Raw genomic sequence first — 14,818 nt, forward strand, 5'->3', positions numbered from 1 at the left:
GCGCTTCGGCCGCGGTGCTGAGGCTCGTCTACCGGGCGCTCTGGTGGATCGTCGCGCCGCTCGCGGTGCTGCGGCTGCTGATCCGTTCGCGCAAGGAGCGCGGCTACCGCGAGCATATCGGCGAGCGCTTCGGACACGTTGCAAAGCGCCGTGCCGACGATCTCGCGCCGCTCATCTGGGTGCATGCGGTGTCGGTCGGCGAGACGCGCGCCGCGCAGCCGCTGATCGAAGCGCTGTCGAAAGCGCATCCCGAAGCGCGCATCCTGCTCACGCACATGACACCGAGCGGCCGCGCGACCGGCATCGAGCTATTCGGCGATCGCGTGCTGCGCAGCTATCTTCCGTACGATCTGCCCGTGCTCGTGCGGCGTTTTCTGCGCGCGTGGCGTCCGTCGCTCGGCATCGTGATGGAAACCGAGGTCTGGCCGACGCTCATCGACGAATGCAAGCGCGCCGACGTGCCGCTCGTGCTGACGAACGCGCGCATGTCGGAACGCTCGTACCGGCGCGCGGCGAAGTTCGGGCGCGCGGTGCGCGAAGTGTTCGGCGGTTTTTCGCGCGTGCTTGCGCAGACGCCGTCCGACGCCGAGCGGCTGACCGCGCTCGGTGCGCGCAATGTCGCGGTGCTCGGCAATCTGAAGTTCGACATGACCGCGCCGCCCGAACTCGTCGCGCGCGGTCAGGCGTGGCGCGCGGCCATCGGCGAGCGGCCCGTGTGGGTGGCGGCCAGCACGCGCGAAGGCGAGGAGACGCTGGTGCTGCGCGCGTTCGCGGCGCTCAACGTGCCCGACGCGCTGCTGATCCTGGTGCCGCGCCATCCGCAGCGTTTCGACGAAGTCTCCGCGCTGATCTCGAGCCTCGGGCTCACGAGCGCGCGCCGCTCGGTGTGGGCGCCGAAGCCCGTCGCGGCCGGTTCGGGCGCGGACATGCCCGAGCCGTTGCCGGCGAGCGTGCAGGTGCTGCTCGGCGATTCCATGGGCGAACTCGGCGCGTACTACGCGGCGGCGGATCTGGCGTTCATTGGCGGAAGTCTGTTGCCGCTCGGCGGCCAGAATCTGATCGAGGCGTGCGCGGCGGGCGTGCCGGTGCTGATCGGGCCGCACACCTTCAACTTCACGCAGGCGACCAACGACGCCATCGCGGCTGGCGCGGCGCTGCGCGTGCAGGACCCGCAGGATCTCGCGCGCGGGCTGCGTGAAATCTTCAACGACAAAGCCAGACGCCTCGCGATGAGCGCGGCGGCCTCGGCGTTCGCGGCGCGTCATCGCGGCGCGACGGAACGGACGGTGAGCGTGCTCGGCGCGCTGCTCGAAAAGGAAAGCGACGTCGGGAAGTAGGCGTCTTGCCAACGCGCGTCGGTCAAAACTTCCCGCCTATCATCTGACAAAAACTGGCGATGCCACCCCATATGACGAACCGTAACGAGGGTTGAACGCTTCTCATGTAAGAGGGATACTGATTCCCCGACCCGGCCGCCCCTAGCGGGCACCATGCGAGGCAGCAAGTGGCCGGATGCCTGCGAACGTGCTTCCAATTCACATTGAGGACTCGCATGCAAGATCTGATCAAGTCCCTCGTCAAAGACGTCATGCCGCCCGGCCTCTTGCGCCTGCTGCGGCCATCCAGCGGACCCACCGATGCCTGGGGCACCGTCCGCTACGGCGCGCACGGGCTGGTCCTCCCCGGCAACCGGCGCTTCGAGTACCGGCCGTGTCAGGCGGATCGCGAAGTCTGCCGGCAAATCTTCTTCATGCGTGAATACGCGACGGACCGGCTGGTTCGCGCGAAGGAGATCATGGCGTTCTACGAGGCGTGCGAAACGCCGCTGATCGTCGATGCCGGCGCGAATATCGGCGCGGCCGCCGTGTGGCATGCGCTGACGTATCCGAAGGCGAAGATCGTCGCGATCGAGCCGGATTTATCGAATTTCGCGCTGCTCAAGCGCAACGCAGCGCCGTTCCCGTTGATCGAGCCGCTGAATGCGGCGATCGCGGCGAAGCGCGGCACGCTGTATCTCAACGATCCGGGCGGGGGCGAGTGGGCCTTCCGGACCGCTGAGCAGCCGGTCGACAAAGGCTATGCGGTCGACGCGCTCACGCTCGAAGACGTGATTCCGTCCGGCGTGACGCCGTTCATCCTGAAGATCGATATCGAAGGCGCGGAGTCGGACCTGTTCTCGCGCCATTGCGACGTGCTGAACAAGTTTCCCGTCGTCGTGATCGAACTGCACGACTGGATGCTGCCCGGCATGTCGAACAGCCGCAACTTCCTGCAATGGCACGTCGAGATGAAGCGCGACTTCGTGCAGATGGGCGAGAACGCGGTCTCGATATCGAACTCGATCGCGCTCGCGTAGCGGCTTTTGCGGCTCAGGCGAGCAGCAGCCCTTTCTTCTCGATGAAGCCGATGACTTCGTCGAGGCCGTCGAGCGCTTTCAGATTGCACATCACGAACGGCCGCTCGCCGCGCATCTTCTTCGCATCGCTCGCCATGATGTCGAGATTCGCGCCCACGTGCGGCGCGAGATCCGTCTTGTTGATGACGAGCAGGTCCGACTTCGTGATGCCCGGTCCGCCCTTGCGCGGAATCTTCTCGCCGCCCGCGACATCGATCACGTAGATCGTCAGATCCGACAGTTCGGGACTGAACGTGGCCGCGAGGTTATCGCCGCCGGATTCGATGAACACGATATCCGCGTCAGGAAACTTCGACACCATGCGATCGACGGCCTCGAGATTGATCGATGCATCCTCGCGAATGGCCGTATGCGGACAGCCGCCCGTCTCGACGCCCATGATGCGCTCGGCAGGCAACGCGCCCGCGATGGTGAGAAGACGCTGATCTTCCTTGGTGTAGATATCGTTGGTGATGGCGACGAGATCGTAGCGCTCGCGCATCGCCTTGCAGAGCATTTCGAGCAGCGTGGTCTTGCCGGAACCGACCGGCCCGCCGACGCCGACACGCAAGGGCGGCAGCTTCTTGGTTCGGCGGGCGGCGGCGGAATAGGCGGGAGCATTCATCGTGCGGGTCAGGAGCGAAAGAGTCGTGAATATTGCGATTCATGCCGCGCCGACAAAATGCCGAGCTGCGGCGCGAAGGTGTTGATTGCATCGGGCGAGGTATCGAGCGCGCGGCGCACGGCGGCATCGATCGGTCCGCGCAACGCGACGATGATGCGCTGCGCCGCGAGTTGCCCGAGCGGCACGGCCTTGAGCGCGGCGGCGGCCTGATTCTCGACCCAGCTGAACGCGTAGGCGGCGAGCGCCGCGTCGGGCGCCGCATCGTGCGCATACGCGGCGAACGCGAAGGCGGTCGGCTGCGCGATCGGCCTGAGCGCGGCGAGCGTCGCGCGGCGGGCCGTATCGCCCCATTCGAGCGATGCGCAAAGCTGCGCGAGCGACCAGCCCATCTGCTCGGTTTCGCGTCTGAGTTCCGCCGATTCGCGGCTCGCGATGTATTCGTCGTTGGCCTGAAGCAGCGCGTCGTCGTCGTGCAGACGCCAGCGCTCGATCTGATGCGCGAGAAAAGGCAACTCGCCGCGCGCCAATACATTCGTCAAACCGCTTTCAATCCAGTCGCGCGCGCTGTCGCCGTCGTGAATCAGGCCGTGCTCGATCGCCGCTTCGAGTCCCTGCGAATAGCTGAACGCGCCGATCGGCAGCGCCGGCGACGCGAGATGCAGTAGCGCCGTAAGCTCAGCGATGCGCATGGCCGTGGTGATGATGATCGTGGCCGCACGACGAGTGATCGTGATCGTGGTCGTGATCGTGCGAATGATCGTGCCCGTGATGCTCGTCGAAGACCTTCTGCGCGAGCGCATAGTCTTCGCTGAAGGTTTCGTCGTGGCCGTGCTTGTGGCCGCCGCCATACGCGCCGGTTTCCGGCTGGAACGGCTGCGATTCATGCGCGACCAGCACGCCCAGACGCTTGAGCATGTCTTCGAGCACGGCATCGGCTTCGAGCTTCAGATAGTCCGCGCCGACTTCGACAGGCGTATGCCGGTTGCCGAGATGATACGCAGCGCGCGTGAGCAGGCGAACGCTCGGCGCGCGCACGACGAGCACGTCTTGCGCCGCCGCGACCACGCGCACGAAGCCGCCGTCATCCGCGACGAGCATGTCGCCGTCGGCGAGCACGGTGCCGCGCGGCATCACGAGCGCGACGTCCTCGCCGCTGTCGAGCGTGGCGGCGAGGCGGCTCTTGCAGCGCGCATCGAAGGGAAGAGTCAGCGTGGGCGCGCGCTTGACGAGCACGGGCGCGAGCTTCGCGGTCAGACGTTTGTCGATGGTACGCATGAATGGTCAGAACAGAAAATAGCGCTGCGCCATCGGCAGAACGGTGGCGGGTTCGCAGGTGAGCAATTGCCCATCGGCGATCACCTGATAGGTCTGCGGATCGACGCTGATGGACGGCTGCCATGCATTGTGAATCATGTCGGCTTTCGTCACATTTCGGCAGTTCTTCACCGCGACGATCTGCTTCTGTAACCCATAGCAATCCGCGATGCGCGCTTCCATCGACAGTTGCGAGACGAACGTGAGCGAGGTCTTGCCGAGCGCGCCGCCGCGCGTGGCGAACATCTCGCGGTAATGAACGGGCTGCGGCGTCGGAATCGAAGCGTTCGGGTCGCCCATCTGCGCGAGCGCGATCATGCCGCCTTTCAGAATGAGCGACGGCTTCACGCCGAAGAACGCCGGTTCCCAGAACACGAGATCGGCCCATTTGCCCGCTTCGATGGACCCGACTTCATGCGCGATGCCATGCGTGATCGCCGGATTGATCGTGTACTTCGCGACATAACGCTTCGCGCGAAAGTTATCGTTGCGCGCGCTGTCTTCGGGCAATGCGCCGCGCTGCGCCTTCATCTTGTGCGCCGTCTGCCAGGTGCGAATGATGACTTCGCCGACGCGGCCCATGGCCTGCGAATCGGACGACAGCATCGACAACGCGCCGAGATCGTGAAGGATGTCTTCGGCGGCGATCGTCTCGCGACGAATGCGCGATTCCGCGAACGCGATGTCTTCCGCAATCGACGGATCGAGGTGATGACACACCATCAGCATGTCGAGATGCTCGTCGAGCGTGTTGACGGTGTACGGACGCGTCGGATTGGTGGACGAGGGCAGCACGTTCGATTCGCCCGCGACCTTGATGATGTCCGGCGCGTGCCCGCCGCCCGCGCCTTCCGTGTGATACGTGTGGATCGTGCGGCCCTTGAACGCGGCGATGGTCGTTTCCACGAAGCCCGCTTCGTTGAGCGTGTCGGTGTGGATGGCGACCTGCGTGTCGGTGTCGTCGGCGACAGAGAGGCAATTGTCGATGGCCGCGGGCGTCGTGCCCCAGTCTTCGTGCAGCTTCAGACCGATCGCGCCGGCTTTCACCTGTTCGATCAAAGGCGCGGGCAAGCTCGCGTTGCCCTTGCCGAGAAAGCCGAGATTCATCGGCCAGCCGTCGGCGGCTTGCAGCATGCGCTCCATGTGCCACGGACCCGGCGTGCAGGTCGTCGCGTTGGTGCCGGTGGCAGGCCCGGTGCCGCCGCCGAGCATCGTCGTGATGCCGCTCGCGAGCGCTTCATCGATCTGCTGCGGGCTGATGAAGTGGATATGCGTATCGACGCCGCCCGCCGTGACGATCATGCCTTCGCCCGCGATCACTTCCGTCGCCGCGCCAATGGCGATGTTCACGTTCGGCTGAATGTCCGGATTGCCGGCCTTGCCGATCGCGAAGATGCGTCCGCCCTTGATGCCGATATCGGCCTTCACGATGCCCCAGTGGTCGAGGATCAACGCATTCGTGACGACGGTATCCACGACATCGGCGGCGGCGCGTTGCGACTGGCCCATGCCGTCGCGGATCACTTTGCCACCGCCGAACTTCACTTCTTCGCCGTAGGTCGTGAAGTCGCGCTCGACTTCGACGATGAGATCGGTGTCGGCGAGGCGCACGCGGTCGCCGGTGGTCGGGCCGAACATTTCCGCATAAGCGCGGCGGCCGATGCGTAGCGTCATAGTAGTCCTTTGGATTCCGAATTAAAGCGGGCCCATGACGAGCGCGTTGAAGCCGTACACATGACGATCGCCCGCGAGCGCGACGAGCTCGACCGTGCGTTCCTGTCCCGGCTCGAAGCGCACGGCGGTGCCCGCCGCGATGTTCAGCCGGAAACCGCGCGCCTTCTCGCGCTCGAACTTCAGCGCCGCGTTGACTTCGTAGAAGTGGTAATGGGAGCCGACCTGCACGGGCCGGTCGCCATGATTCGCGACGACGACCGTCACGGTTTCGCGACCCGCGTTGAGCTCGTGCTCGCCGTCATCGATGAAATATTCGCCGGGAATCATGTTTTCAGGGGATCGGATGATGAACCGTGACGAGCTTCGTGCCATCGGGGAAGGTCGCTTCGATCTGGATGTCGGGGATCATTTCCGGCACGCCTTCCATGACGTCGTCGCGGGTCAGGAGCGTCGTGCCGTAGTGCATGACTTCGGCGACGGTCCTGCCGTCGCGCGCGGCTTCCATCAATGCCGCGGAGATGAACGCGACCGCTTCCGGATGATTGAGCTTGAGGCCGCGCGCACGGCGGCGTTCGGCGAGCAAGGCTGCGGTGAAGATCAGCAGCTTGTCCTTTTCGCGAGGCGTGAGTTTCATGAGTTCGTTGTTTTGATCGTCCGCTGCTTCTTAGCGAGAGTCGTGCCATCGCTGTATTCACAGTCGTTTCGCGCATGGATGCACCGCGATGGCGCGCAATCGTGCGCCAGAACGGTGCGTTTTCAGGTGGTCCAGAGGCGCAGCGGCTTCGCATCGACTTGATGCGCGATGGGCCTCAGATGCGTCCAGCACTCGGTGAGCGCGCGTTGCAGCGGTTCCATCGAACGGCTGATCGCACGCACGATGAGCACGCCCGGCGCAATGCACGATGCCGCCGCGCGCAGGGTGTCGTCGAACGGCAGCCGGGCCGTGAGGGTTTCGGCGAGGGCGTCGTCGCAAGCGGGGGCGATTGCCCAGAGCGTGCCGTAAGCGGGAAAGCCAGCTAGTCCTTGCGCGCCATCGCGCAGCGGATCGTTCGCATCGAGCAGCGTGCGTTCGAACCAGAGCGTGCGGCCATCGCGATGCGCGATACGCGAGCGCGCCCTGATCTGTCCTTGCGTCCACTGTTCACCGGCGGCGGCGCGGCCGAGCAGCATCGCATCCCAGCCGATGGCGCTCGCGTTTTCATCGAGCGTGAGATCGAGATCCAGCTCGATGTTCGATCCTTCGAACACGATGTTGTTCTGCGGAAGCCAGTCGAGCTTCGCATGCGCCGCGAGCGCGATATCGATACGTTGCGTCGCGAGCCGGCCGTTGGCCTTGTACCACTTGGTCGCGCCCGGCGTGGTAATGACGGCGTGCGTGTGTTCCTGCAGGCGAACGTCGATGGCTAGCCGGTCTCCGCCCGCGACGCCGCCTGGCGGATGCACGATCACCGAGTGACAGATATCGCCTTCCGGATAGAGCGGCCGTTGCAGCCGCAGCGGCCCTTCGTGTTTGCGATGCACGCAAACCGTGCGGCCATGCTGGCGCGCGTAGCCGAGTTCGAGCGAGCCGCGCCAGATGTTGGTATCGGCGAGCGCCGTGTGCGATTCACGATGCATGAATGGGCCGCGATCTATGACAAGCCGTCATCATACGGCGATCAGCTCCCGCACGCCGTGCGCGTCCATCTCCGAACCCGCGCCGCCCGCGACGATCTCCCCGCGGCTCATGACCCAATAGCGGTCGGCGAGTTCGCGTGCGAAGTCGTAATACTGCTCGACGAGCAGCACGGTCATGCCCATGTCGTCGACGAGTTGCCTCAATGTGCGGCCGATATCGCGGATGATGGACGGCTGGATGCCTTCGGTGGGTTCGTCGAGGATCAGCAAGCGGGGCTGGCTCATCAGCGCGCGGCCGATGGCCAGTTGTTGCTGCTGACCGCCGGAGAGGTCGCCGCCGCGGCGGTGCTTCATGTCTTTCAGTACGGGGAAGAGCGCGTAGATGTGGTCGGGGATTTTTTTCGGTGCGGTTCGGCTGGCTGCGCCGACTAGCAGGTTCTCTTCGACCGTGAGGCGGGGAAAGATGTCGCGGCCTTGTGGGACGTAGGCGAGGCCGCTTGCGACGCGCGCATGCGTGGGCAGTGTCGAGATCGTTTTTTCTCGCCAGGTGATGGTGCCGGTTTTGGTCGGCACTACGCCCATCAGGCAGCGCAGGAGCGTGGTTTTGCCTACGCCGTTGCGGCCCAGGAGGACGGTTAGCTTTCCCTCGGGGATGGTCAGTTGGACATCGCGGAGGATGTGGCTGCCGCCGTAGTATTGGTTCAGGTTTTGTATCTCTAGCATTTGGGTTTTTGCTCGTGCTTGCTTTGGGCTTTTGTGGATTGCCTGAATTCGTGTCGGTCTATTGGCACTGCCCCTCCCCGGGGCGGGGGTAACTTTCTTTGCTGCTGCAAAGAAAGTCACCAAAGAAAGCAGCTTTGTCACCGCCCGCGGTCACACGCACGTTGGCCATTTTTCTCCTCCGGGAACGGCCCTCGCCTAAAGAGTGCCCTCACAGGCCCAATCGGGCTTGGATCGCGCACGGTCCGCCACGTCGCACCACACAACAAACAGGTACAGCCATTTCAAGTTCCGGCCCGCTCCGCGGCCGACGGGTTAATCGGGTCTGCGTGGGTTTCCCCGGCATACCCAACGGCAGCGCGCAGCGCTGTGCCGAAGCTATTTCGTGCTGAACCAGTGCCTTTTACGTACTAGCTTGTCAGACCGTGCGCGATCCAAGCCCGGTTGTTTCTTTGGGGGCACTTTTTAGGCGAGGGCCGTTCCCCGAGGAGAAGAGTGGCCAAACTGCGTGTGACCGCGGGCGGTGAGAAGCTGCTTTCTTTGGTGACTTTCTTTGCAGCAGCAAAGAAAGTTACCCCCGCCCCGGGGAGGGGCAGTGCTAATAAACCGACAAGAAATCAGGCAATCCACGAAAAACCCTCACCGCCCCAAATAAGACTCGATGACCGCATCATCCCGCTTGACCTCATCCAACGAGCCTTCAGCAAGCACCCGCCCCTCCGCCATAACAGTAACCTTCCCGGAAACACCAGCAAGCGCAGCAACAAACTCCATATCATGCTCGACAACCATCATCGAACACGACCCGCGCAGCTTGTTCAGCAACTCCGCAAGCTCCATCGTTTCATGATCCGTCATCCCGGCGGCCGGCTCATCGAGCAAAAGCAACGCAGGCTGCTGCATCAGCAACATGCCGATTTCAAGCCGCTGCTTCTGTCCATGCGACAACTCGCCAGCAAGCCGCGTCGCCTGATGCTGCAGGCGAATCAACTCCAGCGTTTCTTCGATGCGCGCCTGCGCCTGCGCATCCAGCCTCGCACGCAGCGAAGCGAACCAGCGCTTGTCGGTCTTCATCGCCAGTTCGAGGTTCTCCCACACGGGATGATTCTCGAACACGGTAGGCTTCTGAAACTTGCGGCCGATGCCCGTGCGCGCAATCACCGGCTCCGACATGCGCGTGAGATCCAACGTCTGCCCGAGAAACACACGGCCCGCATCAGGCCGCGTCTTGCCCGTGATGACGTCCATCATCGTGGTCTTGCCCGCGCCGTTCGGGCCGATCACGCAGCGCAGTTCGCCCACGTCGATGGACAGCGTGAGCTTGTTCAACGCGCGAAAGCCATCGAAGCTCACGGTGACATCCTCGAGATAGAGAATCGCGCCGTGCGATACATCGATCTCGCCGGGCGCGAGCACATGGCCCATGCCCGCGACGCCGCTCACATTGACACGCTCGTCGAAGGCCGGAAGCGGCGGCAAGTCCACGATCAATGCGTTGTGTGCAGTCATTGCGCTGCGTCTCCGTGAGTCTTCCTGCGGCGCGCGAGATCGATCAGTCCCATGATGCCGTTCGGTAAAAGCAAAGGCACGAGCGTGAAGATGAGGCCGAGGAAGAACAGCCAGTATTCAGCGAAATATGCCGTGAAAAAGCTCTTCGCGCCGTTCACCGCGAACGCGCCCACGATCGGCCCGATCAACGTGCCGCGTCCGCCGACAGCGACCCATATCGCCATTTCGATCGAGTTAGCAGGCGACATCTCGCTCGGATTGATGATGCCGACCTGCGGCACGTACAACGCACCGGCAATGCCGCACAACACCGCCGACACCGTCCAGATAAAGAGCTTGTACGCAAGCGGGCTGTAGCCGAGAAACATGAGACGCGCTTCGCCGTCGCGCACGCCGGTGACGACGCGCCCGAGCTTCGACGTGACGATCCAGCGCGCCGCGAGAAACGCGAGCACCAGCACCGCGAACGTAATGAGGAAGAGGGCGGTGCGCGTGCCCGCATGCGTGATCGGAAACCCGGCGATGCGCTTGAAGTCCGTGAAGCCGTTGTTGCCGCCGAAACCCGTTTCGTTGCGATAGAACAGGAGCATCGCGGCGAAGGTCATCGCCTGCGTGATGATCGACAGATACACGCCCTTCACGCGCGAGCGGAACGTGAAGAAGCCGAAGACCCACGCGAGCACGCCGGGCACGAGCACGACGAGCAGCAACGCATACCAGAGATGTTCCGTGCCTTCCCAGTACCACGGCAGCGCATGCCAGTCGAGAAACACCATGAAGTCGGGCAGATCGCTCTTGTACACGCCTTCCCGGCCGATCGAGCGCATCAGGTACATGCCCATCGCATAGCCGCCGAGCGCGAAGAAGAGCGCATGGCCAAGGCTCAGAATGCCGCAGTAGCCCCACACGAGATCGAGCGCGAGGGCGCCGATCGCGTAGCACATGAGCTTGGCGGTGAGCGTCATCGCGTACGCGGACAGATGGAACGTGCTCGTCTCCGGCAACGCGAGCGCGGAGACCGGCACGCAAATGCCCATCGCGATGACGAGCGCGAGCAACGCGATCCAGCCGTTACGCGGCAGCAACGCGGCGCGCGGCGCAAGCCCGAGCGCAAAGCCGGCGCGCGCGGCGCTGGCATCGGCTTGCGGCGTGACGTCGAGGTTCGCGGAAAGATTGGTCGATGCGGTCATGACTCAGGCCTCGGCGCTTCGGCCCTTCAGGGCGAACATGCCCTGCGGACGCTTCTGGATGAACAGCACGATCAGCACGAGCACCGCGATCTTCGCGAGCACCGCGCCCCAGAACGGCTCGACCGTCTTGCTGACGAGCCCGAGCCCGAAGCCGCCGATCACCGTGCCCGCGAGCTGGCCGACGCCGCCCAGCACGACCGCCATGAACGAATCGATGATGTAGCTCTGCCCGAGATCCGGACCGACATTGCCGATCTGCGAAAGCGCGCAACCGCCGAGCCCCGCGATGCCCGCGCCGAACGCGAACGCATACGAATCGACGCGCGCCGTCTTCACGCCGACGCACGCGGCCATCCTGCGGTTTTGCGTCACCGCGCGCACGAAGAGACCGAGGCGCGTTTTCGTGAGCACGGCCCACGCGATCAGCACGACGACGAGCGAGAACGCGAGGATCGTCAGCCGGTTGTACGGCAGGATGAGGTTCTGCATCACCGCGACGCCGCCGCTCATCCATGATGGATTCGTCACCTGCACGTTCTGCGCGCCGAAGAGCGTGCGCGTCGCCTGAATGAGGATCAGGCTGATGCCGAAGGTCGTGAGCAGCGTTTCGAGCGGACGTCCATAGAGATGCTTCAGCACGAGCCGCTCCAGTACGATGCCGACGAGCGCCGCCGCGATGAACGACGCGGGCACCGCGAACAGCGGATACCAGTCGAACGCGGCGGGCGCGTAATGCTGCACGAGGTTTTGCACGACATACGTCGCATAGGCGCCGATCATCAGAAACTCGCCGTGCGCCATGTTGATGACGCCGATCAGCCCATACGTGATCGCAAGCCCGAGCGCGGCGAGCAGCAGCACGCTGCCGAGCGACAAGCCCGCGAAGATCGTGCCGAAGATCTCGCTGCGGCGCTGAATCGAATCGAGCGCGTACAGGCCGTCCTGCGCCGCGCCGCGCACGCGCGCATCCGGCTCGTTGAACGCGCCGTCGGTGTTCTTCGCGACGATCGGGCGCAGCAGTTCGTACATGTCGAGATCGTGCCGCGCGGCGACGAGTTGCGCGGCTTCGAGGCGCTTGTTCACGTCGGGATCGTGCAGCGCGGTCATCGCCCAGAGCGTGTCGAGGCGCTTCTTCAGATCGGGATCGCGTTCGATGGCGCGGGCGCGATCGATCATCGGCTTCATCGACGGGTCCGGGCTCTTCAATAACGCCGCGATTGCTTCGCGGCGCCTGGCGATATCGGTCGATGCGAGCTGCAGCCCCGACAGCGCGCCCGCCACTTTCGCGCGCAGGGTATTCGAGAGCGTGATCTGCTGCGCATCCGGCGCGTCGACGGCTTGGCCCGTCACGGGGTCCTTGTTGCCGTCATCGGTTTGAATCGCGACGCGGCCCGCGTCGGTCGCGACGAGCGAGCCGTCGGACAAGGCGTTCAGCACGGCGAGCGAAGGCGCATCGGCGTTGGCGATGAGCTTGTCGATGGCGGCGGACTTCGCTTCGAAATCGTCGCCGGCGAGCGGGGCGAGATCGTCGGCGGTGAGCGCATGCGCCGCAAGCGACGTCAACGCGATGCATAGCGCGAGCAGAACGCGCACGAAGGAACCGGTCATGATGGCTTTTGTTGTATGACTCGAAGGGCCGCGCGTCATCGATCGGCGCGCGGCCATGACTTCATGGCATCAATGCATCACGCCACGCGCACGCGTTGACGGCGCAGGAACGCGGGAATCGAGCTGACGATATCCGGCTTGCCCTGATTGCCCGCGATATACGGACTCCACGGCTGTGCGCGGACTGCGGTCTTGGTCTTCCACACGACATTGAACTGGCCGTCGCCGCGAATTTCGCCGATCATCACCGGCTTGTGCAGATGATGGTTTCCGTCCATCGTCAGTGTGAAGCCCGAGGGCGCGGCGAAGGTCTGGCCGATCATCGCGGCGCGCACCTTGTCGACATCGGCGCTCTTTGCCTTTTCGACGGCCTGCTTCCACATGTGGATGCCGACGAAGGTCGCTTCCATCGGATCGTTGGTGACGCGCTTGTCGCCGCCGGGGAGGTTCTGCGCCTTGGCGTACGCGAAGAATTCCTTCTCGAACTTCGTGTTGTTCGCGTTCTTCACCGACATGAAGTAGTTCCATGCGGCGAGATGCCCGACGAGCGGTTTCGTATCGATGCCGCGCAGTTCTTCCTCGCCGACCGAGAACGCGACGACGGGCACGTCGGTCGCTTTCAGACCCTGGTTGCCGAGTTCCTTGTAGAACGGTACGTTCGAATCGCCGTTGATCGTAGAGATGACGGTCGTCTTTCCCCCCTGGGCAAAGGTCTTGATGTTCGCGACGATGGTCTGATAGTCGCTGTGTCCGAACGGTGTGTAGACCTCTTGAATGTCCGCATCCTTGACGCCTTTGGAGTGGAGGAAGGCGCGCAGGATCTTGTTGGTCGTGCGCGGGTACACGTAGTCGGTGCCGAGCAGGAAGAAGCGCTTGGCGCTGCCGCCTTCGGCGCCCATCAGATATTCGACCGCGGGGATAGCCTGCTGATTCGGCGCCGCGCCCGTATAGAACACGTTGCGCGACATCTCTTCCCCTTCGTATTGCACGGGATAGAAGAGCAGGCCGTTGAGTTCTTCGAACACCGGCAGCACCGACTTGCGCGACACCGACGTCCAGCAGCCGAAGACCACCGCGCACTTGTCCTGCGTGAGAAGCTGGCGCGCTTTCTCGGCGAAGAGCGGCCAGTTGGAAGCCGGATCGACGACCACGGGTTCGATCTTGCGGCCCATCACGCCGCCGTTCTTGTTGATATCGGCGATGGTCATGAGCGCCGTGTCTTTCAGCGACGTCTCGGAGATTGCCATCGTGCCCGAGAGCGAATGCAGGATGCCGACCTTGATAGGGCCGCTGTCGGCGGCGTGGGCTTTGGAGATCGGAAGCTGACCCGCGAGGGCGAGCGCGCCCGACATGGAGCCGAACTTCAGCAGACTGCGTCGTTTCATTTCTGTGTTCCCCTTGCCGGTGTGGTTTGTTTGAGCCTTACGATTGCTCGGTTCGTTCTGCAAGGGGTATGCCAATTGTTGTGGAATGCACTAGTTGTGCGGGTTTGGGGCGGTTTTGATGGTTTGGTGGCTTTGGATTGTGGTGGGGTTTTGGTGCATGGCGGAGGTGGTGTGCATCGTTGCGGTGCGGGTTTGCTTTTTGCTCGCGCGGGGTTTTTTTCGTGGATTGCCTGATTTCGTGTCGGTCTATTGGCGCTGCCCCTCCCCGGGGCGGGGGTAACTTTCTTTGCTGCTGCAAAGAAAGTCACCAAAGAAAGCAGCTTTTCAGGCCCGCGGTCACACGCAGTTTGGCCATTTTTCTCCTCGGGGAATGGCCCTCGCCTAAAGAGTGCCCTCATAAACCCAATCGGGCTTGGATCGCGCACGGTCCGACAAACCATAACTTTGAGCGCGCTGGTTCAGCACGAGATAGCTTCGGCACAGCGCTGCGCGCTGCCGCTGGGTATGCGAGGGAAACCAACGGAAGACGAGCGCGCACGCAAAGCCGATTAACCCATCGGCCGCGAAGCGGGCCGGAGCTTGAAATGGCTGTACCGGTTTGTTGTGTGGTGCGATGTGACGGATCGTGTGCGATCCAAGCCCGATTGGGCTTATGAGGGCGACACTTAGGCGAGTGCCGCCTTGGGGGAGAAGAGTGGCCAAACTGCGTGTGACCGCGGGCGGTGACAAAGCTGCTTTCTTTGGTGACTTTCTTTGCAGCAGCAAAGAAAGTTACCCCCGC

14 protein-coding genes are annotated in these 14,818 nt (G+C 63.6%); 2 read left to right on the top strand and 12 right to left on the bottom strand.

Translation table 11 applies throughout. The features are described 5' to 3' along the window. Nucleotides 1-14 precede the first annotated feature (14 nt). Entirely contained in the window at nucleotides 15-1,337 is a 1,323-nt protein-coding gene (waaA, locus tag LY284_RS00725) for a lipid IV(A) 3-deoxy-D-manno-octulosonic acid transferase (protein WP_045452136.1), read from the top strand. A gap of 215 nt (nucleotides 1,338-1,552) precedes the next feature. Beyond that, the gene (locus tag LY284_RS00730; RefSeq protein ID WP_045450925.1) at nucleotides 1,553-2,356 is read left to right on the top strand and encodes an FkbM family methyltransferase; all 804 of its coding nucleotides are present in this window, start codon (nucleotides 1,553-1,555) and stop codon (nucleotides 2,354-2,356) included. A gap of 13 nt (nucleotides 2,357-2,369) precedes the next feature. Here LY284_RS00730 and ureG read toward each other — a convergent pair whose 3' ends face one another. The 12 genes from ureG to urtA form a co-directional block, all read right to left on the bottom strand. Next, on the bottom strand, nucleotides 2,370-3,020 hold the full coding sequence (gene ureG / locus LY284_RS00735; protein WP_014192081.1) for an urease accessory protein UreG: 651 nt from the start codon (nucleotides 3,018-3,020) through the stop codon (nucleotides 2,370-2,372). An 8-nt stretch (nucleotides 3,021-3,028) separates the two neighbouring features. Beyond that, nucleotides 3,029-3,709 carry an urease accessory protein UreF gene (locus tag LY284_RS00740; protein WP_233384137.1) on the bottom strand — a complete coding sequence of 227 codons (681 nt, stop codon included), beginning with the start codon at nucleotides 3,707-3,709 and terminating at the stop codon, nucleotides 3,029-3,031. Further along, entirely contained in the window at nucleotides 3,696-4,295 is a 600-nt protein-coding gene (gene ureE, locus LY284_RS00745) for an urease accessory protein UreE (protein WP_077157418.1), read from the bottom strand. The genes LY284_RS00740 and ureE overlap by 14 nt, the downstream gene beginning before the upstream one ends. Before the next feature lie 6 nt (nucleotides 4,296-4,301). Continuing rightward, nucleotides 4,302-6,008 (bottom strand): urease subunit alpha, encoded by a 1,707-nt coding sequence (gene ureC, locus LY284_RS00750; RefSeq protein WP_233384146.1) that lies wholly within the window; start codon nucleotides 6,006-6,008, stop codon nucleotides 4,302-4,304. A gap of 21 nt (nucleotides 6,009-6,029) precedes the next feature. Then, nucleotides 6,030-6,335: an urease subunit beta gene (locus tag LY284_RS00755; protein ID WP_014192077.1), complete on the bottom strand. Its 306-nt coding sequence runs from the start codon at nucleotides 6,333-6,335 to the stop codon at nucleotides 6,030-6,032. 4 nt (nucleotides 6,336-6,339) lie between these two features. Beyond that, nucleotides 6,340-6,642 (bottom strand): urease subunit gamma, encoded by a 303-nt coding sequence (locus LY284_RS00760; RefSeq protein ID WP_014192076.1) that lies wholly within the window; start codon nucleotides 6,640-6,642, stop codon nucleotides 6,340-6,342. Between the two features lie 122 nt (nucleotides 6,643-6,764). Further along, nucleotides 6,765-7,625: an urease accessory protein UreD gene (locus tag LY284_RS00765; RefSeq protein ID WP_041730573.1), complete on the bottom strand. Its 861-nt coding sequence runs from the start codon at nucleotides 7,623-7,625 to the stop codon at nucleotides 6,765-6,767. A gap of 30 nt (nucleotides 7,626-7,655) precedes the next feature. Beyond that, complete coding sequence (gene urtE / locus LY284_RS00770) at nucleotides 7,656-8,348, bottom strand: urea ABC transporter ATP-binding subunit UrtE (protein ID WP_014192074.1); 693 nt, start codon at nucleotides 8,346-8,348, stop codon at nucleotides 7,656-7,658. Nucleotides 8,349-8,984: 636 nt separating this feature from the next. Further along, on the bottom strand, nucleotides 8,985-9,854 hold the full coding sequence (gene urtD, locus LY284_RS00775; RefSeq protein ID WP_014192073.1) for an urea ABC transporter ATP-binding protein UrtD: 870 nt from the start codon (nucleotides 9,852-9,854) through the stop codon (nucleotides 8,985-8,987). Next, nucleotides 9,851-11,044, bottom strand: coding sequence for an urea ABC transporter permease subunit UrtC (gene urtC / locus LY284_RS00780; protein WP_014192072.1), 1,194 nt, complete (start codon nucleotides 11,042-11,044; stop codon nucleotides 9,851-9,853). Before urtC ends, urtD begins: the two co-directional genes overlap by 4 nt. A 3-nt stretch (nucleotides 11,045-11,047) precedes the next feature. Further along, nucleotides 11,048-12,652: an urea ABC transporter permease subunit UrtB gene (gene urtB, locus LY284_RS00785; RefSeq protein ID WP_050878307.1), complete on the bottom strand. Its 1,605-nt coding sequence runs from the start codon at nucleotides 12,650-12,652 to the stop codon at nucleotides 11,048-11,050. A 77-nt stretch (nucleotides 12,653-12,729) separates the two neighbouring features. Next, entirely contained in the window at nucleotides 12,730-14,037 is a 1,308-nt protein-coding gene (gene urtA / locus LY284_RS00790) for an urea ABC transporter substrate-binding protein (protein WP_014192070.1), read from the bottom strand. Nucleotides 14,038-14,818 lie beyond the last annotated feature (781 nt).

Origin of the sequence: Caballeronia sp. PC1 (genome assembly GCF_021353155.1) — a bacterium.
Classification (GTDB): Bacteria; Pseudomonadota; Gammaproteobacteria; order Burkholderiales; family Burkholderiaceae; genus Caballeronia; species Caballeronia cordobensis.

What these genes read in the sequence shown, in the direction of transcription:
- ureG (WP_014192081.1), bottom strand. Translation starts at nt 3,020, where the DNA reads ATGAATGCTCCCGCCTATTCCGCCGCCGCCCGCCGAACCAAGAAGCTG.
- urtE (WP_014192074.1), bottom strand. Translation starts at nt 8,348, where the DNA reads ATGCTAGAGATACAAAACCTGAACCAATACTACGGCGGCAGCCACATC.
- ureE (WP_077157418.1), bottom strand. Translation starts at nt 4,295, where the DNA reads ATGCGTACCATCGACAAACGTCTGACCGCGAAGCTCGCGCCCGTGCTC.
- ureC (WP_233384146.1), bottom strand. Translation starts at nt 6,008, where the DNA reads ATGACGCTACGCATCGGCCGCCGCGCTTATGCGGAAATGTTCGGCCCG.
- LY284_RS00755 (WP_014192077.1), bottom strand. Translation starts at nt 6,335, where the DNA reads ATGATTCCCGGCGAATATTTCATCGATGACGGCGAGCACGAGCTCAAC.
- urtC (WP_014192072.1), bottom strand. Translation starts at nt 11,044, where the DNA reads ATGACCGCATCGACCAATCTTTCCGCGAACCTCGACGTCACGCCGCAA.
- LY284_RS00740 (WP_233384137.1), bottom strand. Translation starts at nt 3,709, where the DNA reads ATGCGCATCGCTGAGCTTACGGCGCTACTGCATCTCGCGTCGCCGGCG.
- LY284_RS00730 (WP_045450925.1), top strand. Translation starts at nt 1,553, where the DNA reads ATGCAAGATCTGATCAAGTCCCTCGTCAAAGACGTCATGCCGCCCGGC.
- LY284_RS00760 (WP_014192076.1), bottom strand. Translation starts at nt 6,642, where the DNA reads ATGAAACTCACGCCTCGCGAAAAGGACAAGCTGCTGATCTTCACCGCA.
- urtB (WP_050878307.1), bottom strand. Translation starts at nt 12,652, where the DNA reads ATGACCGGTTCCTTCGTGCGCGTTCTGCTCGCGCTATGCATCGCGTTG.
- urtD (WP_014192073.1), bottom strand. Translation starts at nt 9,854, where the DNA reads ATGACTGCACACAACGCATTGATCGTGGACTTGCCGCCGCTTCCGGCC.
- urtA (WP_014192070.1), bottom strand. Translation starts at nt 14,037, where the DNA reads ATGAAACGACGCAGTCTGCTGAAGTTCGGCTCCATGTCGGGCGCGCTC.
- LY284_RS00765 (WP_041730573.1), bottom strand. Translation starts at nt 7,625, where the DNA reads ATGCATCGTGAATCGCACACGGCGCTCGCCGATACCAACATCTGGCGC.